Origin of the sequence: Nitrosomonas sp. Nm84 (assembly GCF_003201565.1) — a bacterium.
In the GTDB taxonomy this organism is placed as follows: domain Bacteria; phylum Pseudomonadota; class Gammaproteobacteria; order Burkholderiales; family Nitrosomonadaceae; genus Nitrosomonas.
The window spans coordinates 36,186-56,848 of the sequence record NZ_QJJP01000024.1 but is presented as its reverse complement, the minus strand read 5'-3'; the positions used below and the strand labels follow the sequence as shown (position 1 = coordinate 56,848).

Annotated in this window: 21 protein-coding genes and 2 pseudogenes; 5 read left to right on the top strand and 18 right to left on the bottom strand. The window is 45.4% G+C overall.

The window, feature by feature from the left end; all coding sequences use genetic code 11:
- Positions 1-93: 93 nt before the first annotated feature.
- Positions 94-362, top strand: a pseudogene (locus C8R34_RS12045) (integrase core domain-containing protein); the annotation flags it as partial.
- A gap of 243 nt (positions 363-605) precedes the next feature.
- On the opposite strand, the gene C8R34_RS12040 reads toward C8R34_RS12045, so the two are convergent.
- The 8 genes from C8R34_RS12040 to C8R34_RS12005 form a co-directional block, all read right to left on the bottom strand.
- Positions 606-998, bottom strand: a complete 393-nt coding sequence (locus C8R34_RS12040; protein ID WP_110341013.1) for a surface-adhesin E family protein — start codon at positions 996-998, stop codon at positions 606-608.
- 63 nt (positions 999-1,061) lie between these two features.
- Positions 1,062-2,390 (bottom strand): hypothetical protein, encoded by a 1,329-nt coding sequence (locus C8R34_RS12035; protein WP_132467099.1) that lies wholly within the window; start codon positions 2,388-2,390, stop codon positions 1,062-1,064.
- 222 nt (positions 2,391-2,612) lie between these two features.
- Entirely contained in the window at positions 2,613-4,409 is a 1,797-nt protein-coding gene (mutL, locus tag C8R34_RS12030) for a DNA mismatch repair endonuclease MutL (RefSeq protein ID WP_110341025.1), read from the bottom strand.
- 164 nt (positions 4,410-4,573) lie between these two features.
- Positions 4,574-5,875, bottom strand: coding sequence for a bifunctional diguanylate cyclase/phosphodiesterase (locus C8R34_RS12025; RefSeq protein WP_110341009.1), 1,302 nt, complete (start codon positions 5,873-5,875; stop codon positions 4,574-4,576).
- A 26-nt stretch (positions 5,876-5,901) separates the two neighbouring features.
- Entirely contained in the window at positions 5,902-7,185 is a 1,284-nt protein-coding gene (locus C8R34_RS12020) for an HD-GYP domain-containing protein (protein WP_110341007.1), read from the bottom strand.
- A gap of 135 nt (positions 7,186-7,320) precedes the next feature.
- Positions 7,321-8,202: a hypothetical protein gene (locus C8R34_RS12015; RefSeq protein WP_110341005.1), complete on the bottom strand. Its 882-nt coding sequence runs from the start codon at positions 8,200-8,202 to the stop codon at positions 7,321-7,323.
- Positions 8,203-8,212: 10 nt separating this feature from the next.
- Complete coding sequence (locus tag C8R34_RS12010) at positions 8,213-8,614, bottom strand: biopolymer transporter ExbD (RefSeq protein WP_110341003.1); 402 nt, start codon at positions 8,612-8,614, stop codon at positions 8,213-8,215.
- On the bottom strand, positions 8,601-9,248 hold the full coding sequence (locus C8R34_RS12005) for a MotA/TolQ/ExbB proton channel family protein (protein WP_110341001.1): 648 nt from the start codon (positions 9,246-9,248) through the stop codon (positions 8,601-8,603). The genes C8R34_RS12010 and C8R34_RS12005 overlap by 14 nt, the downstream gene beginning before the upstream one ends.
- A gap of 398 nt (positions 9,249-9,646) precedes the next feature.
- On the opposite strand from C8R34_RS12005, the gene C8R34_RS12000 reads away from it, so the two are divergent.
- Entirely contained in the window at positions 9,647-10,012 is a 366-nt protein-coding gene (locus tag C8R34_RS12000) for a surface-adhesin E family protein (RefSeq protein ID WP_258364485.1), read from the top strand.
- Between the two features lie 70 nt (positions 10,013-10,082).
- Here C8R34_RS12000 and C8R34_RS11995 read toward each other — a convergent pair whose 3' ends face one another.
- From C8R34_RS11995 to C8R34_RS17405, 6 genes are all read right to left on the bottom strand, one after another.
- Positions 10,083-10,865, bottom strand: coding sequence for a hypothetical protein (locus C8R34_RS11995; protein ID WP_110340997.1), 783 nt, complete (start codon positions 10,863-10,865; stop codon positions 10,083-10,085).
- Positions 10,866-10,877: 12 nt separating this feature from the next.
- On the bottom strand, positions 10,878-12,347 hold the full coding sequence (locus tag C8R34_RS11990; RefSeq protein ID WP_110340995.1) for an alkaline phosphatase D family protein: 1,470 nt from the start codon (positions 12,345-12,347) through the stop codon (positions 10,878-10,880).
- Positions 12,348-12,434: 87 nt separating this feature from the next.
- Entirely contained in the window at positions 12,435-12,758 is a 324-nt protein-coding gene (locus tag C8R34_RS11985; RefSeq protein ID WP_110341023.1) for a hypothetical protein, read from the bottom strand.
- A gap of 176 nt (positions 12,759-12,934) precedes the next feature.
- The gene (locus C8R34_RS17100) at positions 12,935-13,675 is read right to left on the bottom strand and encodes an FxDxF family PEP-CTERM protein (protein ID WP_258364484.1); all 741 of its coding nucleotides are present in this window, start codon (positions 13,673-13,675) and stop codon (positions 12,935-12,937) included.
- 31 nt (positions 13,676-13,706) lie between these two features.
- Positions 13,707-14,759 (bottom strand): PEP-CTERM sorting domain-containing protein, encoded by a 1,053-nt coding sequence (locus C8R34_RS17095; RefSeq protein WP_110340993.1) that lies wholly within the window; start codon positions 14,757-14,759, stop codon positions 13,707-13,709.
- A 46-nt stretch (positions 14,760-14,805) separates the two neighbouring features.
- Positions 14,806-14,871 carry a hypothetical protein gene (locus tag C8R34_RS17405; protein ID WP_375342128.1) on the bottom strand — a complete coding sequence of 22 codons (66 nt, stop codon included), beginning with the start codon at positions 14,869-14,871 and terminating at the stop codon, positions 14,806-14,808.
- A 696-nt stretch (positions 14,872-15,567) separates the two neighbouring features.
- Between C8R34_RS17405 and C8R34_RS11960 the strand changes: the two genes are divergently transcribed.
- Positions 15,568-15,750 carry a DUF3330 domain-containing protein gene (locus tag C8R34_RS11960; RefSeq protein ID WP_110340989.1) on the top strand — a complete coding sequence of 61 codons (183 nt, stop codon included), beginning with the start codon at positions 15,568-15,570 and terminating at the stop codon, positions 15,748-15,750.
- Positions 15,751-15,766: 16 nt separating this feature from the next.
- Here C8R34_RS11960 and C8R34_RS11955 read toward each other — a convergent pair whose 3' ends face one another.
- From C8R34_RS11955 to C8R34_RS11940, 4 genes are all read right to left on the bottom strand, one after another.
- Positions 15,767-16,123 (bottom strand): hypothetical protein, encoded by a 357-nt coding sequence (locus tag C8R34_RS11955; RefSeq protein WP_165872566.1) that lies wholly within the window; start codon positions 16,121-16,123, stop codon positions 15,767-15,769.
- 251 nt (positions 16,124-16,374) lie between these two features.
- Positions 16,375-17,511: a glycosyltransferase family 1 protein gene (locus C8R34_RS11950; RefSeq protein WP_110340987.1), complete on the bottom strand. Its 1,137-nt coding sequence runs from the start codon at positions 17,509-17,511 to the stop codon at positions 16,375-16,377.
- Positions 17,512-17,542: 31 nt separating this feature from the next.
- Complete coding sequence (locus C8R34_RS11945; RefSeq protein ID WP_110340985.1) at positions 17,543-18,355, bottom strand: aldolase/citrate lyase family protein; 813 nt, start codon at positions 18,353-18,355, stop codon at positions 17,543-17,545.
- A gap of 438 nt (positions 18,356-18,793) precedes the next feature.
- Positions 18,794-19,306 carry a cupin domain-containing protein gene (locus tag C8R34_RS11940; protein ID WP_110340983.1) on the bottom strand — a complete coding sequence of 171 codons (513 nt, stop codon included), beginning with the start codon at positions 19,304-19,306 and terminating at the stop codon, positions 18,794-18,796.
- A 323-nt stretch (positions 19,307-19,629) separates the two neighbouring features.
- Between C8R34_RS11940 and C8R34_RS11935 the strand changes: the two are divergent.
- Positions 19,630-20,155, top strand: a pseudogene (locus C8R34_RS11935) (IS1595 family transposase); the annotation flags it as partial.
- Positions 20,156-20,200: 45 nt separating this feature from the next.
- Complete coding sequence (locus C8R34_RS11930) at positions 20,201-20,425, top strand: hypothetical protein (RefSeq protein WP_110340981.1); 225 nt, start codon at positions 20,201-20,203, stop codon at positions 20,423-20,425.
- Positions 20,426-20,663: the final 238 nt, after the last annotated feature.

Genomic DNA, 20,663 nt, shown 5'->3' with positions numbered 1-20,663 from the left:
GTTATATCGCTAGAGAGGTATATTACACTTTGAGAAAAAGAAATAATTTAATCAATAGCGCACAGATTGCCGCTTGACATTTAGAAGGGCATCCGCGGCAGTCAGTATTGCAGCTACATATTTCAGAACATACTGGTTGAGTATGGCGGCGCAGCTCAATTAGCAGAAAAGGAAACTGCTGGGATAACGTTCCCATTGAGAGCCTGTGGGGATCGTTGAAGGTAGGCAGATTGTATGGAATGCGATTTGAAACACGTCGTCAGGCAATGGATGAAGTAATTGATTGGCTTAACTACTACAACCACAGAAGATTGCATTCGACACTGAATTACATCAATCCAATGAAGTTTGAGCAAAATTAGCTTGTGACACAGTTGGGAAAAATCGCATAATACGCGCGTTAAGATGTACGAACTACCGGAGCAAGGTCAGATCTGGATTGCCATGTGTGTACTTGCTGCTGGCTTTCATCAAATTCCAGTCAAAAATGAATAAAACCATGCAGCAGATCTTGCGGTTACTACAGATCAATTTATTACGAGGCGGTCCACCTAGCCTTAATCACGCTTCCGTCACAGCTAAGTGAATTTTGCGGAACCGACTAACTATTCATTGCAAGCAACTTTCCATTCAGCCTCGTCTATGCTATCAGGTTGCACGATTTCCCATTTCTGTGGTTGGCTGTACGAGCGAATAAGGTCGCCGCTCTCCATATTCCATCTGAATAACGAGAACGCGAGTTTTCTCATCTGTTTTTCTTTACAATCATATTCACGTCGGATTTTCTCGGATAAAAATTCAACGCCTGCAGCTTTCTGTACGATTCGATAGTCAAATAAAGCCCACATCTTAGCTCTATTGCCTGCTTTGAGAATTGAATCCAAATCCGCATACGCAGTGTAACCACCTTTACTATCACTTTCGTCCACTTTGGTCCATTCCGCCATCGTGACAGTGCTAATAAGGGTCAATGTTAAAGTAACTAGTAGTTTTTTCATGATATATGTTCGATTTTGTCAGCAAGACGGTTGTCTGAAACTCAGTTAACAGGCTGAACGTGGTCATTCAATTGTTACATTCTTTTTGACAATGGCCTGAGCACGCTCAATCTTTATCGTATCTTTCTTTAATCTTTCTTCCTCTTTTTCGTCTACTGTGACTGTGAATTTAATACTGATGCTGTGCTCGCCAACCGGCACATTACCGAGCATATAAAATCCTCGCTCATCAGTGATTGAATGAATTTGTGGCGACTCAGATAATAATACCTCGACTTTCTCGGCGGGCTTCTCAGCGCCTGTACTTTTATCACTCAAGGTAATGACACCGACAACTGCACCATATTGCAGCAAAGCACTGGTTTCCGGAGTAATCTTGTTTGCGATGGATCGAATCATTAACAAAATCGTTTCTGATGCAAATCCCGCTGTAAAAGCTAACGCTACCGAACTGGTTGTATTACTGGGTTCAATCAGATAATACGCAAGAATGGCTAGAAAAGGCGCTGAAATAAATTGTACGATTTGGAAGATCAGATACTCACGATATTCAAATTGCGTCAAATTAGGCTGCCGCTCTGTCGCGATATGTTCTACACTCACCTGCTTCTGCAATTCTGGTAGTCGCCTGGTCAGGCTGATACTACCGCCCATCAGCGCAAGAATAATGAAATAGAGTGGAACTAGCAGGCCATCGCTGACTTGGCAGGCAACTGCATTGCCATTTTTGTCTTCTTCGCATTTGCTGACATAACCGCCTATATTGATAGCCCATGTTCCAACAACTTGTTCATTTTCTTGTTTCTTCTCTTCGCTATCAGCTTTTGATTTAACACAACTTAAGTTTTTGTTTGTACTATCCAAGGAACAACCAATAAATACAGCAATCGGTAGATCGCGGAGCCTTTCAGTTGATTGGTCGTGAAAAGGCTTGATAAATGGATAAAAAGTTAACATCAATGACAGCAGCATAAAGCTGTACGCAAATACCATCCACCTATATCTTTGCTGCGATCTCTTCTCTTCTAACTTCTTTCTTCCATCCTGATCCATTCCATCCGCTGGAATGGATTCGATCGGATCAGCATAGATCTGTATGAAAATGATGCATGTAAAAATGACCCCCGGCAGTATAGGGATGGTAAATGAAGCGCCACCTCCTTGATTGTCTCTGACAAGGGCAAATATGAGATATACGAGATTAAAGCCATATGCAGCGATCCAGAACCAGTTGGTTTTTATCTGCTTTGTAACAGATGCTATCAATCGATCCAGCAAACCGGGATCATCAGATACGGACTTTATATCCTCACCATGCGCATCCACTTCACGAAGTGGATCAGTCTGATTCATTGCATTCTGAGGATCGCCAGGCACTTTATCCATACTCATCGCATTAACCCTTTCTTACTTTAATTGCGTAAAAAAATTTCAGTTGAAGTTGTTACTGAATAATTGAGTATTCCCGCATTTCATTTGTAACAGCTTAACGTTAATTGTGATATACCACAAAAAAACTTAACTGACTGGAATTACCTTGCTAACAAATGCGAAGGAATCAAGAAATCTCGGGATTATTTCATTTTGGGGCTTATACGTTAACCAGCAGTTGGTTTATTTTCCGCGCATAAACAGTTTGTCCAGATCGGCCAGGCTGGTTTCAAACCAAGTGGGTCTACCGTGGTTGCATTGATCCGCCCGCTCGGTGATTTCCATGTCGCGCAGTAGCGCGTTCATCTCTTCAAGAGTGAGTCTTCGATGGGCACGGATTGCACCATGACAAGCCATGGTAGCCAGTATCTCATTGCGTTTGGCGGTTAGCACCTGGCTCGCACCATATTCACGGATCTCCCGCAGAATATCGTGAGCCAGCTGCACAATATCGGCATCCTGGAGAGCAGCCGGCAGTGCGCGCACTGCCAGTGCAACGGGAGAAAGTACGGCAATCTCAAAGCCCAGTTGCGCCAACGTTGCCTGATTTTCCTCCACCACCGCGACTTCCAGGCTGTCGGCGTGAAAAGTAACCGGGATTAATAGCGATTGCATCGGTATTTCATGACGATCAAGCGCCCGCTTGAGTTTTTCGTACATAATCCGCTCATGCGCGGCGTGCATGTCCACAACCACCAAACCGCGGGCATTTTGCGCCAGAATATAGATGCCATGCAATTGCCCTAACGCAAAACCGAGTGGATGAACGTCCTGTTCTTGTTCCACCGCAACAGGTTGATCAGATTCCACTGTCACTTGTGTCGCAGACGTTATGTTCGCGGGCTCTGCCGGGTATGTATTGGCTTGCGTACCAAACAAGGTGCGATAAAAACTGGTCGGTTGCGACACAATATTCGGTCTTGCATGATTGCTTCTCGGGTAAGCAGGTAATGATCGGGTTGTTAGCACAGATTCATCTGCTCTTACTTCTTGGTTAGGCAAGGCTAGCGCTTTATTGATCACATGAAAAATAAATTGATGCAATGCACGGGATTCACGGAAACGAACTTCCGTTTTGGTCGGGTGCACATTCACATCGACATTTTCCGGATCGATTTCCAGAAACAACACAAATGCCGGATGCCGATCCAAATGCAATACATCACGATAGGCTTCGCGCAAAGCATGCGCAATCAGCCTGTCATTGACAAAACGGTTATTGACAAAGAAATACTGTGCATCCCGCGATGAACGGGCATATGCCGGCAGTGCCACCATGCCATGCAGACACATGTCTGCCGACTGCTCGTCAACCGCTGCTGCCGTTTGACTGAATTCTTCGCCCAGTACTGCCGCGATTCGTTGTGCTGAGTTGCCAGCACGTAACTGGCGGCGCACTTTTCCGTTATGCTGCAAAACAAATTCAACGCCAGGCTGGGATAACGCAATACGCTTGAATGCTTCATCACAATGCGCGAACTCTGTGGTTTCCGACTTTAGAAATTTACGCCTGGCAGGAATATTAAAATACAAATCATCGACATCCAGAATCGTCCCCAAAGTCAGTGACGAAGGCATCGGTTGCGAAACAGCTTTGCCATCCACCTGTATCTGCCACGCGTGGCTTTGCCCGGTCTGGCAACTGGTTAATGTGAGCTTTGACACGGCGGCGATACTGGCCAACGCTTCGCCCCGGAAACCCAGGCTGGTAATGCTGTGCAAATCTTCCAATGTGCTGATTTTGCTGGTGCTGTGACGTGTCAGCGCCAACAGCAACTCATCTTTGGCAATGCCTGTTCCATCATCCGCAACACGAATCTGCTTGACGCCACCTTGTTGAAGTTGCACGATAATTTTATTTGCGCCCGCATCCACGCTATTTTCCAGGATTTCCTTGAGTGCCGAGGCAGGACGCTCAACTACCTCGCCAGCGGCAATCTGGTTGATCAATAACTCGGGCAGCGGTTTAATTGTAGTCATAAAATCTGCAGCTTTAAAACCATTATTATAGTGCGGAAGCGGATGCAGCAAACGCACTTTGGCAGATCATTTAACTTGGAAGCTAATTGGAAGAGGAAGAAGAGGCGGTGGCGAAGTGTGTGGTTTTCAGCGTGAAATATAAGACATAGCAGTGATAAATGGCATTAATTATCAGCAGAGTCCTGCAGTGTCATTTTCAGAAATTTGGGAGATTGATTGACGACAGCCTCGATCAGCTCCGGCAACGGCATGGCTTTGCCGATAAAGTAGCCTTGAATCATGTCGCAACCCAATGCGCGCAAACGTTCGTAAGTGGCAAAATCCTCTACCCCTTCCGCAACTACCGACAAATTAAGCCGATGTGCAAGGTTGATCATGGAGTCAACAATGCGGTCATGCGTACGCCGGGTTGTCATGTGTTTGACAAATACCATGTCGATTTTGATTTCGTCCAGTGGAAGATCCAACATTCGTGCCATTGAGGAATAGCCCGTTCCAAAATCATCCATTGCAAGCCTTAAACCCGTATCCTTTAACTTGTGTAAGGTATCCAGAGTACCTACATGATTCTCCATGACGGCTGTCTCGGTCAATTCAACAGTCACATTACCAGGCGGTACGCCCCAGAGGCTTAGCCCCTGTAAAACAAGCTCAGGGAGTTCCGGATCACGCAGATCATCCGCAGAAAAATTGATCGAAACGCCTGCATCCAACCCGGCTTTGCGATATTCGGAACATTCTCTTAGTGCTGTATGAAAAACCCACAAAGTGAGTTTAGACATGAGCTCTGTGCCTTCAGCAACCTGGATCAATTTGTCAGGTCGAATTGGTCCACGGTTTGGATGGTTCCAGCGAAGCAATGCTTCGGTTGACTCAATTTTTCCACTCGTAGTACTAATCTGTGGTTGATAGCTCAGATATAACTCTCTTGTTTCAATTGCATTCCCCAAATCCGACCAGAGATCTATCTGTAACAGGAGCGGGTCTTCCATTTCCGCAACAAAAAGCTTGATAGGTTCTTGTTCCAGTCTTGCCTGACGTATTGCCAAGCTCGCATTACTCATCAGTTGATCGAGTGTGTGATCATCTCGATTACTAACCGCCACTCCAATGCGCGCTGCCAGGACTATACTGCGCCTGCCCGATACAAACGGGTGCATCAAAATCCGCAGGATCTTATGCGCAGCCAACATCGCGTGCGCATCTGTGAGTAGATCAACTAGCAAACAGCTGATTTGATAGCGCCCGGTTACCCCAACCAAGTCTTCCGGATTCAGTGAATCTCTAAGTTGCCAGGAGATTTTCCGGATGATCTCGTCGACCATAGCAAACCCAAGCACACCATCAAGCTCTGCTAGCCGTTCAAAATTTACTACCAGCACAGCATTTCTCCGGCCGATGTTGTGTGAATCGGACAATTTTTGTGATGCTGTTTGCAAGAAATCCTGATAAGCAAGCACAGTCATAAGGGTAAGCAATCGGTCTGGGTAATTTATAAATAATACTTTTTGGCATCAATCCCATGAGCACCTTGAGATAGGTCATTGACAATCGCATATTGAACGCCGGCCGAGTTGGTACCAGCTAAGCGCAAATCTAATGTCAAGGGAGCGTCATACGGTTTTTTCTTTGCGTCGCAAATGATCATGATACGCGGCAAGAATCGTTGCGTACGATTATGTGCCAATACAATTGCAATTTCGCCTGAGTTAAGCTCAACCAGACTGCCGATCGGGAACATGCCGATACAATGCGCAAATTGTTCTACCAATGCGTAACTGAGCCCGTTCTGCGCATTATCCCGAAGCTCCTTGAGTGCATGAAATGGTCTCAGACCCGGCATGCCCGGTTGTCCCCAGATCAGTTCCTCATAACAATCAACAATAGCCGCCATGCGTCCATAGGGATGTAGCTGATTGGCGTGCAGTCCATTCGGATAGCCGCTGCCGTTCTCGCGCTCGTGATGCTGAAGAACAACTTGGACCACTTCTTCCGGCGCGTCGCTTAATTGTGTGACAATTTCCACCCCATAGAAAATATGCTCTTTCATCAACTTGCGTTCATTTAGTTTGAGAAATAAACTTCTCTTTGTTTGTATTTCTTTCGGCAAGCGTTGTTTTCCGATATCCATCAACAATCCGCCTAAACCAAGCAGTGACAATTCCTTGCGCGGAAGACCGAGGTGACGGCCGAAGGCCAACAGATGAACCGAGGTTTTAATGGCGCTATCGTAAAGTTCCTTTCCGGTAGTTTTGAGCTGTGCGAGCAGAAGTCCCGCATCGGGGTTACGTATAATACTTTCGCATAATGTATCGACTACTTCCTTCGCTGCGCGAATATCAAACTTGGTGTTGCGTTTGATGTTGCTATTGATGTCGACTAACAAAGTGGATGCAATGTTATATGCTTTCGTAGCTGCGGGAATCTCCTGTTCCGCGGTACAAATATCTGAATAGGTCGTTACTCGCTGCAGCAGTGTGCCAAGAGATTCAGTTTCATGAAGTTGCTGTGGCTTACGCCTATTCGCAATATCCTGAGAAATACCCGATGTTGCATGAGAAGCATGTTGCCGAGCAATACATGACTCACTTCTATCGATGTCCACGTAAACACGCGTGCAATAACGTTTGAGTACATCAATATCATTCTGAGATTGGATGAGGATGCCCTGGATAAGATAAGGTGTTCCAAGCCAGGGCCGGTCAAGATCGCTGACATACATGCCTAGCTGTAAATTTTCTACAGTAACTTCGATGGTCGAATTGCTTGCCGTCATGAAAAAATATCAACTGAGAAATTGAGAAGGTTATTATTTATCAGGTAACTTACAGTGTAGCGAAAAGATGTCGGAGGAATTATCCTACCAGAAACGCTAACGACTTTTTGAAAGAATTTCTTAAATGAAATTTTGCTAATGTACAGGACTAACAAAAAACTCACGCATCAAGAAATCTTCCAACCCAGCAGAATCTTTCTCTCGCGCGGACAACACAACGACACGGTGCAAGCGATGAGATTCCCAGTTAAAATCCTCTTTATAATATTGACGAATCAACTCAATCATACGACGAATAATAGCGCGTTCAACATTGCCACCCTGCCCGGCATCGACTTGAATCGTTTGTAATCTAGGGTTGCTTTCTCCCGTTGTCCAGGCGCGGAATGAGAATTCCGCGGTGCGCGGGCCGATACGGAGAATTTGGAAAATACCGCTGGTGCCGGGAGCCTGCAAATTCCTTCTGACATTCGCCATGCGAATTTCATCAGCAGAAGGTTGTGGCGCAGCGGTGCTTGCAGCAGCGCTGTCCTCGTTATCAAAAAGGCCTTCCGCGCGGCGGCGCGCTTTGGCCTGATTAATATATTCGGACAAATCTGTCGGCGCATCTGGAGCAGCCTTAGGCGGCACTTTGGTGACTATTTTTTCTTTGGCAGGTTTGGTTGGCGTTGGTTTACTAGGCTTTTCAACGGCTTTGGGTTTAGGTTGCGAGCGCGAAGGCGGACTCTGTGCAGGAAGCGGCGGCAATTTGGGTGCCGGCCTTACTTCTTCTACAACTTTAGGTTGTTCCTGAGGTGGTGTTGGCGCACTTTGCGAAGCAGCAGGAAGCGAGTTTTTAGCGTTTTCTGTCTCGTTTAAATCGATAAAGCTGGCGGCAATTGGAGGCGGCGGCGTGAGTGGTTCTACTTCCGGTAATGACAACAAAAAACCCACTCCCCAGATAATCAGCAACCAGACGAGCGCGGCCAGTGGCAACGGCCACCATAGGCGAATTTCTGTCGATCTGGAACTTGCCATGTTTGCTGTACTATTTATGTTTCACTGCAATCAGAAAATGCTGTGCACCAGCCGATCGAGCGCGCAGCATGGCTTGCACGACAACGCCCTGCGGTGCTTCGCTATCAGCGGATACAATCAATTTCTGTTTGGAATCGGCAAGTAATGGTTTGAGTGTATTCGCCAGCGTGTCCAGCGTGACAACCGTCTGATTGATATATATTTTACTGTCCTTGGTCAGCGTCAGCGTCACCGGCTTTTCAGCACTAAGCTTCTCAGCTTCACCTTCGGGCAGATTAACCTGCAGTGAATCCAGATTCTGCATCGACAAAGAAGCCAGCATAAATGTTGCCAGTAAGAAAAACATTACGTCGATCATCGGAATGATCTCGATTTTGCCTTTGTGGATTGTGCGCGATTTACGGAGCTTCATGGGTATTATCCTGTTGATCCAGGCGAATGTTATCAATCAGTCGCGTACCCAGGCGTTCCATTTCATCCAATGTCAGCGATTGCAAACGGGAGAAATAATTGAACCCAAACAACGCCACCAGCGCAATTGCCAAGCCTACCACGGTTGCAATCAGTGCCTCTGCAACACCGCCTGTGACCGCCGTGGGGTTAACAACACCTTCGCTGCCAATCACCTGAAAGGCGCGCATCATACCGACCACGGTTCCCACCAAACCAAGCAGCGGTGCAGCCGTTACGATGGTTTCCAAGGCCCAAAGTCGTTGCGACAGGGATTCTTCAATGATCTGCGCTTCATCGGCAGCGCGGGATTCCGTCCACCACGCCGGTTTATGCCGGTTGGAGATCACCACCTCGAAGAAACGCTTGTAATAATGACGCTTGTCCAGCCCGGAAAGTATTTTTTCCAGATCATTCCATTTAAAACCATACGTTTCTACCAGATTCAACAAATCGTTGGAAAGACGCGCGTAGCGCCAATAGACGAATGCCTTTTCCAGCATAATTGCCAAAGCGATCACCGCCAATAAAGACAGTGGCACGATAATAATCCCGCCAAGCTTTAACATGACCCAGGCTTGATTCAGTTCTTCCATAATTAACTCCAGATAAGGATATTCATAACGCTATCGGTTGCTGCCAGTATCCATTGGAAATTCTTTCAGTACAGGCAATCCTCGCGATCGATTCAATTGTAAGAAATGCATGTAAAAATATACCGCTGTTCCAGATATAATCAATGTGCAAAAGGCACGCCGTTGTGTCACTCGATTGAACGCTCAAAAGAAAACCAGACACTAGACCAGATGGTTGCTAAGAATAGTTGAAAACACCAGCAGTTGGAACTATTTCATAGCAAAATGATGCACTTTTGTAACAACCTGCGGGAAAATAGCAAACTAATGCCAATTATCAGCCATTTGAAAATTCTGGGAAAAGAAAAACAGATTAACCGCAACAATTATAGCGATGAATGATGAAAAAATGCTTATCGATGTTTCTCTTACTAATAGCTGCCACAGCTGCACAAGCTGAGTGGGTTGCGGTGGATGCTGCGGCAAAGCCAGGTGAGACTCATTATTTTGACCCACAGACTTTGCAAAAAAACGCGCAATTCAGAAGAATCTGGATATTATCCAGCTACGACAACAAGCAAAAAGGTGGATATCATGCAGCTAAATCATTGTATGAATTTGATTGCGCCCATGAAAAAGCACGATCGATCACCCTGCTGCTGTACCCCGATAAAAAAGCCTCCGGCGCCGTCATTGGCGCACACCACGAAGAATCTCAAGACTGGTTCGGTTTTTCACTTCATTCGATTTTTCGGCATATTTCAGAGATTGTTTGTGTCGAGTGAGCAAGTTCTTGATAGTTCCAGATAAGTGAATTCCTTGCGATGAGCAATCCAAAGAATCACCCGCCAGCAATCAACCCTGCATATTTCTCTTCGGCTCATCAATTAAATACTCATGGGGCGTCCAATAACGCCCTACAAGCTCATTGCCGCTTTTAAATTCCTTGAAGTAGCTCTGCCAGAAACGTGCCGCTACCCAAATGGCTTCCGGACAGGAAACGCGTGACTCGAGTCCAGGCGTAATATCCAGGTTTGCTGCCGCAAATGCAGTTTCCAGCATACATGCCGAAGGCAATCCGTAATTTTCATACAGCGGATTTGCAATGTTCCCGGCTCCCCAAGCGTACGCCAGCCAGCGCACAACATGTTCCAGCGCATCCAGCGTCGAGCGTGATTTGCGGAATTTTTCGACATAATTCAAAACGATGGATTGTGCTACGGGCAGTGCGATCAGCGCAATATTGGGATAACAATCCGGATTGTCAAAGTCTCGCAATGGCCGCGCCACGACGCCATTGTTACGCGGAGAAAAGGCCGGTCCCTCGGGTTGAATCAGCGGCACATAGATGGCGTCTGTAGATTGAAGCGGATTGTCGTCTTGCAGCGCAAGCAACATCGCCTCCGACCAGAACGAAGGCAACATATCTTCACGCAAGTGCGACTGTGCGACACGAAGCCGGAAAGCCATGGTATCGGAGCCACCGAGTAGCAGGATATAAGTATTTTTTTTGTCCGCAGCACGTATTGCTTGCATCACCCGTTCACACCACGCAACATTTCCTTCATTTTTTGAGCGTTTGAGCTTGGTGACATTGGAATTGGGTGATTTATCTTTGGATCGAATTTGCCTCAGCATGGAAGTTCCTATTTAAATGGATAGCAGCCGGTAATTTCCGGTCGTTCTGGATTGCGCGATTGATTTGTCCTTGTGGATAGCGTAGTAGCTGACTTGAAATTCCACACCAGCCCCGGCTTGTGTAAACGATACCACCGCCACATGATCGCCAGCTTGTTCAAACTCACTTTTCAAGGAAAAATGGCGATTCTTGCCGAAGCGATCAGGCGTTTTCAGCGGTTTGCTATGACGCGGCCAAGTATCGCTGTTGCCGAACATACTTTTTAGGCTATTCAATGCTTCATGCGCTGAATCCAGTAATGGCGTGCGAAACAATCGTGCAGGGGAAGAAATGATTTCATACATCAGCGTGCGATCACTCTGCAGATCTCGCGCGGTGGCAACACGCCCCCAGTGCACATCACCGGTCAAATACATTACCGGAATGCCCGCATCAGCGAGGCGTTCGAGCTGCTCGTGCACGTCATTCATCTCGGCGTAATTGCTCATTTCGGCATCCATTATGGATCTATCCGATTCACTCGGCTGATCAATGAACAGCGCCTGCCCTGACGACAAGACGCCAATCGCCGGCTGATGATCCGCTTTGGCGGCAATCAGGTCATCCACCCATCGCTTGATCGCGGCCAGCGTGTCATCGCTGCGCGTCAAGTAATGAAATGATTCATCACGATTACGATCACGGCCACAACGCATATCAACGAACAACATTTTCAATGGCTGAATGTCGATGCGCAGCACGCCCGCCGCATCCAAACAACCTTGATAGTCTTCATACAGCGCCTTTGCAGCAGCGGCCCACAGATTCCGCCCCTCCGCATTCCACGTATTCGGAAGCTGCTTTTGTGAAAAAGGGTAATTGTTCCAGAATTCATGATCATCCGGAATGCAAACCACCGGCGCGCGAGTCAGAATTGGTTCGAGGCCGGGAATATTCAGTGCTGTAGACAACCAGTTGCGCCGGTACTTTTTACCCAAGCGCTGGGATATTTCCGGATCAGTTTCAGGCAAATCCTCAAATGACGGAAGATCCAGATACACTTGATCTCCCGCCATGACAATCAAATGCGGTTGGACTTTAATCTGCGAAACGATCGTCCCCAGCAAACCATCTTTATCCTCAGGCTGGTAATAGCATGAACACAGCAGCAGGTTAAAACTCCCATCCAATTTTGGTGGTATCGCATTCGGCAAGCTTCTCGTTAACAACTCATAGCGCTCGCTGCCGGCTGCTATGTCGATCCGGTATAGGGCATCCGCTTGCGGCACAGCAAACCGAAAAATCCCGCGATGATTGAGCGACCTGCCCGCAGCATCAGTTTCTCGGTCATGAATCGCTGCAATAATCGGTGCTTCGAGCGGATGTACTACAATGTCATTGATGCGAAAACTCACAGGCGGCGGATCAGTAGTGCCGAACAAACCAACCCATACCTGAATGACATCAGGTTTCGCAGCTTGCACGTAAGCAGAAAGAATCATTGCAGCCGCTCCATTGGATTTCTTGCGGATATAAGCTTGATTGGAGAAATGCCCATGATTGTACTAACTCAGATCCACGCTACCCCGTTACTTGCATTTGATAAACAGATTACGCGTGACAACCGAACCCGACTGCGCCAAATATCCGACTGACGCTGTCCGTGCGCTTGCGCTAAATTCACGGATTGCTGCGGAAAAAGGAACCACATCACCTTGCTGATTGAGTATGTGATATCCGCGCGCACCACAGATTTCTCCCGCTTTCTCAAGACAATTGCTATAGTTCAATCCGGAGCCGCTACAATTGACGTTATGCCCTCTAGTCCCATCGGCAAGGAACACCTCTCTAGAGGTGGCACAACCCTGAAGCGTAATCACAAAAAATATAAAAACAAAAAGTGCTCGAGACATGCTGGTTCCTTCTAATTTGATTTTTGACAGCAACATCGCTCTATAAAATAAAGTTGTGTTTTAATTCTATACTACATCACACAGGTGATGTTAAGTTCACAGCGGTTGCCCGGATTGTTTCCACGCAACAAAAACGGGAGCCAAGGCTCCCGCAATCGATGGCACGCATATTTGAATCAAGTGGCCATTTCTTTTCTGCGGCGCACTACAAATCCTAACAAACCTAACCCTGCAAGCAGCATCGCATAGGTTTCCGGTTCCGGTACAGCCGAAACCACGAATTCAGATAAGGCGAAATTGCCGTTAAGCGGTTGTCGGCCCGATATTGCTTCCAGCCGGAACCCGGTGATGGCGTTCGCAGTAAGGTCACTACCTATGGTATAAATGGGATACTGATTCGCTCCACCGGATACCACTATCGAAAAATCAGGCTGTTGCGTAAAATTTTCACCTTCAGTCGATGACATAGTTGTAGGATCAATCGGTATCCAATTGACTGTCACATCACCGCCATCTGCCAACCCATCGGCAAATTGATCACGATGATCAGTGGTATATGAAAGACGGAAATGACCCAAACTGTGTCCTGGTTCAGCCAGCAATTCTTGATGAAAAAGCAAGAAATTCACAGTGCCATGATTCAATGTCAGATCGTTCTTCGTTTCCCAAACAATCGTTTGCATATTGAACTGATCAGGGAAAACAGCCCACGACGTCCAATCCGTACCGGAAATGATGCCGTCAATCGTTTTGTCGGGAGTAAAATCTGCAGCTAAATGCTGACTAAATGTTGCCGTCGCATTCTGCAGGGGTATCAATGTGTGAGGATCAATGATCGCAGCACCTTGGGATTGCGAGGCAAAAACCAAACCCAATGCCGATAACGCAATCAAACTACCCATTCGACTTGTATTCATTGGTTGATTTCCTTATAGGATAGATAACAAATTAATGCTCATTTGTCGTGTACGCTGTTTTTCCACGGCGTGCTGCAAAACCTAACAAACCAAGGCCTGCCAGCAGCATCACGTAGGTTGAAGGTTCAGGTACCGCCAATACCACCAGATCAAGCGGGCCGTTAAGCGGATGACCGCTTGTAAATACAATTCCCGGAGAGCCCGGATCACTTCCAAATCTGACAATCTGGTTTTCGAAATAGCTAGATACCAAAAGCTCGCCATTATTATCAAATGTCAGACCATTGGCACCGCTCAATCCATCAAACGACTTTACGAGTTCTCCGGTAACGGAGCTATAAGCATAGATGCTGTTGCCAAAATAATCTCCGCCATACAACAATCCATCCGGACCAAAAGCGACGTTATGTATCGAACTTGCTTGCGGTGTTGGTAGGATTCCCAATGAAACACCGGTCGCACCATCGAAGCGATCGAAATGATCCGACACCGTCCCAACATACAGATTTCCGTCAGGGCCCCACGCCAGTCCCCGATAACTATCCCCCGCATCTCCGCTAGCAAAGATACCCATTGATGCACCGGTATTTCCATCGAAGCGAAACACGTTGGCACTGCCATCAGCCACATACAGGTTCCCGTCCGGCCCGAAGGCAAGATCAGCAGGTGCTGACATTGCGCTGTCAGATGCGAATGTACCTAAATAATCCCCCGAACGACTGTCGAACTTCAACACGCGTGGATCATTGTCTGGGAAAATTTCGGTGGCCCATGAGGTAACGTATAAATTCCCATCGGGCCCAAGCGTCATGCCATAGGGTACGTTCATTCCGCCTGTTTGAGCGGGGATCAAGACGTCGACGAAAGCACCCGTATCTGCGTTGTAACGCAAAATATCTCGACCTTCCCGGTTACTGACCAACAAATACTGGTCTTGGGCATATACCGGAGAACCCAGCAATAGCATAGCGAACCCAAAGAACGACAGTCGTGCAATGTGACTTGTATGAACGAGACTCCATGCCCTCATGAAAATAGGTATCAACAATTTTAGTTTCATGCCAAAAGAAAGATTTTTCATCATGCTCACTTCCTCCAAAAAAATTTATAGCTAAAAATGTAAATCTGATTTACTCGACATTGCCTTTTCTACGACACGCTACAAAACCCAGCAAACCAAGCCCTGCAAGCAGCATTGCGTAGGCTTGAAGTTCCGGAGCCGGAGAAACTTCCTATGTCTTTTTGCATTCCGGCGTTAAAGGTTTGTGCCCATAGCGTGCTGCTGCTTGCGGAACCAATGACGGAAAAATTGGTAGCGCTGATAAAGTCGGTAAATGTTCCCAGTGCGGTAGCCGGCTTGAACAGCACGCTGGTGACGATGAGAAAAAGCATTAAACTCAATAGCCCTGTCGCCAAGGATTTAGATATTTGAATATTCACATTAATATTCGCTCCATCGAAAAATTATTGTTTTACGGTGATACGAAACTCCTCAAACGCGATCACATAAACACTCTTTGCGTCTACCGATGATAGTAATTTAAATCTCCATTTATTAATTTATACGCATATCAATAAGTTATATTGATCTATATCAAAATAACGACTCGCACGAATAATTTTTCAAAGGAAATAAGTTGGGACATTGGAATTTGGATGATGCGATTGGGTTGAGCACTTACAGGTCGGCTTTTCAATCAAACCACAACGACATTGCCAACTCTTACCACCAATTTTTGCAATTGAGTAGAAGCAACGAACATTCATTGGGACAGATATTTCACTTCACGGACTGAGGTAGTCGTTTGGCAGTTTAAACACTTGTATTGACTGGAGTGTCACTTATAATCCTATTCAACACATTTGATCTCAACTCTCAAGGAGGTACTGAAATGATTGAGCGGGATAAACTCATTGAGCCAGAAAAAGTTGCTTGTGAGGTATGTTTTAAAGAAATACCGATATCTGAAGCTTCTAGCGTGAAGGCTACTGATTACATCATGTATTACTGCGGTCTTGAATGCTATGACAAGTGGAAGAAGCAACAAGAGGAATCTACAGAAAAACCGAACTGAGCTGGTACAACTAAGATTATTTAATCTCTGCGGCCATGGCTCGATGAGAATCCGCCATATCCATATTAGCTTTTATAGCTTGTTCGTATAAGTTAATTAAGTTCTTAGACTGAGACTGCAATGCTAGTCCCTCCTTCCCATAGTTAAAAGTAACTGATCCATATGATTCAAGCATTTTCTTATATTCTTTTACCTTTGACTGCAATTCTTTGGCTGTTTCTTCATAATGCTCAGCCAGTGCTTCATGATCACAAGGCGTTGTCGCTCTTTGAATAGCTTCCTGCATATCCATCGGAGGAGGATTAGTATGAGCGCATGAAGTAAGTAAACCCAGTAAACCAAAAATAATTAAAAGTAACGCGGCAATTCTCACGGCATGTTCCTTGTCTATAGGCAATAAGTATCCAAATGGAAATAGTACTACAATATTCCTATGCCGCATCATAGAACTGAGCTTCTCAAGCAAATAACCAATCAAAACCGTTTGAAAATAATGGGAAACCAGGAATCAGATAAACCGCGCTAAGGATCGGACAGCAGCCCGCTTGGGGTAGTGCAAATAGCTTTCAAATGCACCATTGTCGCCAGCTCATCTCAGCTATTCTGATTTTCGCTAGCTGAATATTAAGAATCGAGAAATTGGAATTTTTGTAGTACTTGGAGTATGTATGCTGCAGTAGGGCGGGGAGCCGATTGATTGTCGAACATGTGTGCATTCAGGGCGCCCAATCTGCGAGCTCGTTCCGGGTTTTTGACAAGATCAACTGCGCGCTCAACAATTTCATCCGGATCTGAGTAGGAAAACTGTTCTTTTAAATGTGGATTTGCGATTAACAGGTCCGGGTTATTTCCTAAAGGCTCGCCAATAACAGCGACCCCGAGCGCCATAGCTAAGCCGAATTTGGAAGATATGCAACCGGCAATACCTTGTGTATAAATAACGACCTTAGCACGCGCCATAGTTTCAAGATAGCCAACTTGATTCAGGCGTGGATAAATCACCTTGACATATTTCTCCGGTAACGCTTTTTCGCTTGAAAAACCTGTCGCTGTTTTAAGTGAATCTATACTGGAAAGTTTCTTGATAACTTGGTAACGATGCTCCATGGCTTCTTCATGGCGAAAATTATGGCGAAAACTGGTTACAAAAAAAACGTCGATATCCTTTGGAATCTCTCGATGAACCAGGATTTGTTCAAGCGGCTGAAAACTTTTCAGATCACGCAAGCGAAATTTGGCATCTGTAAAATAATTCTTATAAGGCGCGTTATAATTGATGCCCGGTTTAAATCCAAACAATCTTGGAGTCAGTAACATTCTGCGACTAAGTGACAGGAACGATCCCGGTCGTACTGGAAAAAACTGTGAGATGCTGAAAATTTTCTGACTAAAATCTTTAAGTACTGATGTGGATTCGATTTGATCCGGGTTATAGTTAACCTTAAAGTAGACATCAACGCTATGCAGCAGTGGCAAATGATACCCGCCGGTACGATTCGTAACATCGGCCGAATTGACATCATGCGTATCTATACAAAAGTACCATTCATAATCGCCTTGCTGAAATTTAAAAAGCACCATCGCAAACAATAAATGTTGCCAATCAGCGTCCTGAATGGCCGATTTTAAACGTGCTGGAAGCGAGTGGGCAACGCTGATTGGTAGTTTTTCGTTTTTTGCTAATTCATCGAAGCCCTGCAGATAATAGCTTGCATAATAAGCACGCGAGGTATCGTAGAAAGTAAGTTGTGCGTCAATCATCGGATGGTTTGCTAGATATAATATAAGCGAATCAAGCAACCCATTCAGCTACTTTGGTACGTAATAGCTCTAAAGCGGCAGCCTGCCGATCCGCTCCGGCTTGATGCCAATGATCCAACATAGCGCGTGCAGCGTTCACTTCATGTGTGAGATTTAGTGCGTGAAAATCAGGGGTATAGAATACGCGCGCAACCAGTGCGCGTGTTGCGCCAAGCCGTGGGTATTGGGCATAGATTAAATCGCTGGGTATCGGCAAACGGCTGTCGTTAGGTCGGCCAATGCCGGCAAAACCATAAGGCACTCCAGCCGTCGATGCGATATCGGTAAGTCTATCCAGAAAGCCGGAGGTTAATACCTCGAAATGATTGGCTAGCTTCATATCCAGATACATATCGTTCAAGCCGAAATGGATTTCATCAATGCCCGGCAGTTTGATAATCTCATGCAGACGGATGGCAGCTGCCGCCGTTTCAACCAATAAAGAAACAAATGCGCGGCCATCAACAAACTCAATGAAAGTAGCCGCTTCTTTAACTGTGCGAAACATCGGCAACATCAGCACGGTTACCCCTTGGTCAATCAAATAATTGATTTCATCGCGTGAACCGGCATAAATGGGGTTAGTGCGGACAAATAGTGCTGACTGCATCAGTTGATCGCGAACAGCCTCAAGTTCGTGTACCTGGTGATTTGAAATCCACGCTTTCTTGGCTTCCTGACGATATTCCTTACCCATTCGCTCCAGGTCAAGGCCAATACGATTAATGCCAGCCGCATTGCCAGCCTTAGCCAACTCTGGATTATTGGTAAATAACGTGAGAACAAAGTCGCTGCCATAGCTCATGAAATGAGTTCCTCAGCGCTAACAGCATGCAAGAAAGAGGCAATGCCATTGTAATCTTCCATAATTTAGTTATCTAGACCACATAAAAAGGTACTGCCAGTAACGGAATGTATCCACAAATCATTTAGTCTTCCAGATACAAAAAGACGAGCTACTTAGGATATTCGGACGAGATGGTAATGTCGTTACGTTAAGCGGATCATTGTATTGGACTAAGTTAAGCCATTACCCAAGTGTTGTAGATACGATGAGCTAGGTATATTTTAACGCCTACAAATTTATGCCCCGGCATCCGATGATGGAAAGAATAGATATTTTAGGCAGGCAGTTCAACCTTTTGCCGTTGGGAGAATCGCGGCGGAGCGAATAACCGCATGACAGATTCACATAGTGATGGTTGAACAGTTTATTTGAAGGATTATGCAGTTTTCTAATAATTTACTGAAATTGATAGGGGATTTTGTCGGTATCAAAGGGTAATCGCCACTCATCCGGTTCAGCGTGAATATAAGGATTGTTAAAATAATTAATAAAACTACTTTCGGTATGATCCAAATTTTGCAAACCATGCCAGATACCGGGAGGAATAGTGATTAATGTGGGGCGCATACGGCTGAGATGAAAGACATTAGTTTGACCTCTTGTCGCTGAATCAGCGCGATCATCAAACAGAACTAATTTAATCGATCCATTAATCACAAAGAAAGTGTCAACTTGAAAATCATGCATATGCCAAGCGCTAATAGATTTACCTCGCAATATAACGTGAATCATATGCCGTATTTGATCGGGTCCCACATCCCAATCCGGTCGCCATAGTTCGGTAGTGATACCGTTGCCTGTAATAATATTGGGCACTTCTTTTTTCTTTACACCAACCACCAAAGTTTCTGTCGGTTGACCTTCCGAAGTGATCGTCTGATGATCTCTGATCGCATCTTCTAATGGCATGATTCAATCTCCTGCAACTTAAGTATTAATATATTGTAAAATATAATTTAATAATTACATAAACTTGATTTCTAATATGTAAGAATCTCTGGCGTCAAAATAGCAATAACTCAGAATAGGCAGGGCGTCCTGTCGCACCCAATGCAGCTGCATAGTACCGCACGATTGTTTGCTCTATTGGACTTCAATCAATCTTCAGCTCTACCTTGCTTTCTACTCTGCAAAGAGTCACATATTGTAAAGGATCTTAGGAAGCTAAGCACTTATTAAAGTGTGTTAACTTGCTGAGATGAATGTTAAAAATAGATACTATCTTCGTTCTCAATCTTAAAATACGACAACGCATTGTCCAATGCTGTGAACTTGATTCCCCTCTGCAAGATTCTGCAGAGATTAACGAGTCTTATCTTGGAGCGCAGTGCGTCCGGGAGAGAAGTGAGTGGGGGGCTATGGCAAAACAATCGTTTTTGATGTATTCAAGCGTCAAGGAAAAGTTTATACAGGGATTGCTCCAGAGCAACACTACAAGCCATTATTATCCGGAGGCATGCCGCACCGAACACCCTGATTCGCTCTGATGGGTGTCGCGGTTATGACGGATCGGTCGATATTGGCTTTGATAAGCACTTTAGCGTGCATCATGGTGATAAGGAATTTGCCAGTGGTGAGCGGCATATCAATGGCATCGAATCCTTCTGGAGTTTTACAAAAAGACGTTTGGCAAAGTTCAACGACGTACCTGCACATACTTTCTATCTGCACCTGAAAAAAACCGAATTTCGTTTTAATCATTGGCGTGATAATCTTAATCATGAAATTCTCAAATTATTACGTCTAAACCCACTTTAACTTCTGAATTGAAGCCATTTTTAGTGCCAAAAAAGGAGCAGAACCATGAACAATGATCACGAAAACTCAACCTGGCCTGAGAAATTAGTTATTTCCTCAAGATACAGGTATACCAAGAAGCACGGAGGGGTCATATGGAAAATAAAATCTGCCGATTTCATTGAAGATCGTATTTATTTGGTATCACTTGAAACGGAAGAACATAAAGTAACTGATGAATGGAGTGGTAGTGGGCATGAATTTATTGAGAAGTTTGTAAATATCGAATGAATATTGGAGAGCAAATCCGCAATTATTCATACAACTTATTGATCATAAATAATCAATGTACTTGTTAGCCTAAGCGCGATGTGGGTAGTTGATTCCTGGCAGAAATTCTAGCGCAACAATTTTTAAATTCTGAGTCAACTTAGCGAGATCTAATTTCTAATCTAAACAATAGACCTGATTACGATGTAATGCTTAGTTTAGTGTTGCTAAGTTCGCTACCGAATCGACAGTAATCTAT

Coding starts and splice junctions, on each gene's coding strand:
- C8R34_RS12040 (WP_110341013.1), bottom strand. CDS start 998: ATGAAAAAACTACTAGTTACTTTAACATTGACCCTTATTAGCACTGTC.
- C8R34_RS12035 (WP_132467099.1), bottom strand. CDS start 2,390: ATGAGTATGGATAAAGTGCCTGGCGATCCTCAGAATGCAATGAATCAG.
- mutL (WP_110341025.1), bottom strand. CDS start 4,409: ATGACTACAATTAAACCGCTGCCCGAGTTATTGATCAACCAGATTGCC.
- C8R34_RS12025 (WP_110341009.1), bottom strand. CDS start 5,875: ATGACTGTGCTTGCTTATCAGGATTTCTTGCAAACAGCATCACAAAAA.
- C8R34_RS12020 (WP_110341007.1), bottom strand. CDS start 7,185: ATGACGGCAAGCAATTCGACCATCGAAGTTACTGTAGAAAATTTACAG.
- C8R34_RS12015 (WP_110341005.1), bottom strand. CDS start 8,202: ATGGCAAGTTCCAGATCGACAGAAATTCGCCTATGGTGGCCGTTGCCA.
- C8R34_RS12010 (WP_110341003.1), bottom strand. CDS start 8,614: ATGAAGCTCCGTAAATCGCGCACAATCCACAAAGGCAAAATCGAGATC.
- C8R34_RS12005 (WP_110341001.1), bottom strand. CDS start 9,248: ATGGAAGAACTGAATCAAGCCTGGGTCATGTTAAAGCTTGGCGGGATT.
- C8R34_RS12000 (WP_258364485.1), top strand. CDS start 9,647: ATGTTTCTCTTACTAATAGCTGCCACAGCTGCACAAGCTGAGTGGGTT.
- C8R34_RS11995 (WP_110340997.1), bottom strand. CDS start 10,865: ATGCTGAGGCAAATTCGATCCAAAGATAAATCACCCAATTCCAATGTC.
- C8R34_RS11990 (WP_110340995.1), bottom strand. CDS start 12,347: ATGATTCTTTCTGCTTACGTGCAAGCTGCGAAACCTGATGTCATTCAG.
- C8R34_RS11985 (WP_110341023.1), bottom strand. CDS start 12,758: ATGTCTCGAGCACTTTTTGTTTTTATATTTTTTGTGATTACGCTTCAG.
- C8R34_RS17100 (WP_258364484.1), bottom strand. CDS start 13,675: ATGAATACAAGTCGAATGGGTAGTTTGATTGCGTTATCGGCATTGGGT.
- C8R34_RS17095 (WP_110340993.1), bottom strand. CDS start 14,759: ATGATGAAAAATCTTTCTTTTGGCATGAAACTAAAATTGTTGATACCT.
- C8R34_RS11960 (WP_110340989.1), top strand. CDS start 15,568: ATGATTGAGCGGGATAAACTCATTGAGCCAGAAAAAGTTGCTTGTGAG.
- C8R34_RS11950 (WP_110340987.1), bottom strand. CDS start 17,511: ATGATTGACGCACAACTTACTTTCTACGATACCTCGCGTGCTTATTAT.
- C8R34_RS11945 (WP_110340985.1), bottom strand. CDS start 18,355: ATGAGCTATGGCAGCGACTTTGTTCTCACGTTATTTACCAATAATCCA.
- C8R34_RS11940 (WP_110340983.1), bottom strand. CDS start 19,306: ATGCCATTAGAAGATGCGATCAGAGATCATCAGACGATCACTTCGGAA.
- C8R34_RS11930 (WP_110340981.1), top strand. CDS start 20,201: ATGAACAATGATCACGAAAACTCAACCTGGCCTGAGAAATTAGTTATT.